Raw genomic sequence first — 1,363 nt, forward strand, 5'->3', positions numbered from 1 at the left:
GGCTGTTCATTTAAGCAGGCAGAATAAAGTACGCCCAGTTCTGATTTCAAGATCTCTACAGACCAACCATCGGACACAATGTGATGCTGAGTCAGCAAGAAGACGTAATCCTCGTCGGCTCGTTGTATCAGCGCGCAACGGATTAGGGGACCACGGGCAAGATCAAACGGCGTTTCCGCCTCCTGTACGCACAAAAGCTTAAGTTGCTCATCGACTTCAAGCGCGTTACGCAGATCGTATTGTTTCACCGGCAGACCAAACTCCGCTGGTAACAGTTTAACCTGAGGCTGACCGTCAACCATGATAAAGACTGAACGCAGCGCTTCGTGGCGGGCAAACAGACGATTCAGCGCCTGCTGCCAGGCGGTAATATTAAGCTGACCACGTAAATGCAATTCCAGCGGAATATGATAGGTATCACTGACACCATCAAACTGCGCCAGAAACCACAGACGCTGTTGAGCGAATGACAGCGGTAAAGCACTCTCACGGGAAACGGGAATAATTTCAGACAATCTCCCCCCTTCCACATTGCGCTGGGCGCAGATCCTCTCCGCAAAAGCCGCAAGTGACGGTGACGTAAATAAGGCAACCAGCGGCAGTTCAACACCGAAAGCAGCGATACGATTCATGACCCGTACCGCCAACAGTGAATGCCCCCCCAACGCAAAGAAGTTGTCATGCCCGCTGATCTGCTCAATGCCTAATAATTCACGCCAGATAGCCGCCAGTGCAGTTTCTGTCTCTCCTTGTGGTGCTTCGTAAACCTGACGGGCAAAAGCATCTTCACCCGGAGCCGGTAATGCCTGACGATCCCGCTTGCCATTCGGGGTCAGCGGGAAGGCGTCCAGACGAACAAAAGCCGCCGGCACCATATAATCAGGCAAAATAGCACTCAGATGTTCACGCAGACTGGCGGCCAGTCCGCTATCCGCTTCTGCCACTACATTATTTGCCACGACATAGGCCACTAAACGCTTATCCTGACCGTCACCCAGCGCCAATACCAATGCTTCGCTCACCGCCGGATGTTCGGTCAGATGCGCCTCGATTTCCCCCGGCTCAATACGGAAACCACGGATTTTAACCTGCTGGTCATTACGACCGGCAAACACCAGATTGCCGTCCGGCAGGTAACGGGCCAAATCCCCGCTGCGATACATTCTCGCATCAGTTGCATCACTAAACCGGTCAGCCAGAAAACGTTCGTCGGTCAAGTCAGGGAGATTGAGATAGCCACGCGTCACACCGGCACCCCCAATATACAGCTCCCCCACCGCCCCCAATGGCACTGGCTGACCATCGTCATCCAGCAGATAAATCCGGGTATTCGCCGTCGGACGCCCAATAGGTACCAACGCAT

At 53.7% G+C, this 1,363-nt stretch carries 1 protein-coding gene; it reads right to left on the reverse strand.

The window, feature by feature from the left end; all coding sequences use genetic code 11:
- Positions 1-1,363 (reverse strand): condensation domain-containing protein (locus C5470_RS21790; RefSeq protein WP_166291883.1); only part of this gene is annotated, 1,363 nt, incomplete at both ends.

It is taken from the genome of Photorhabdus stackebrandtii (assembly GCF_011189495.1).
Taxonomy (GTDB): domain Bacteria; phylum Pseudomonadota; class Gammaproteobacteria; order Enterobacterales; family Enterobacteriaceae; genus Photorhabdus; species Photorhabdus khanii.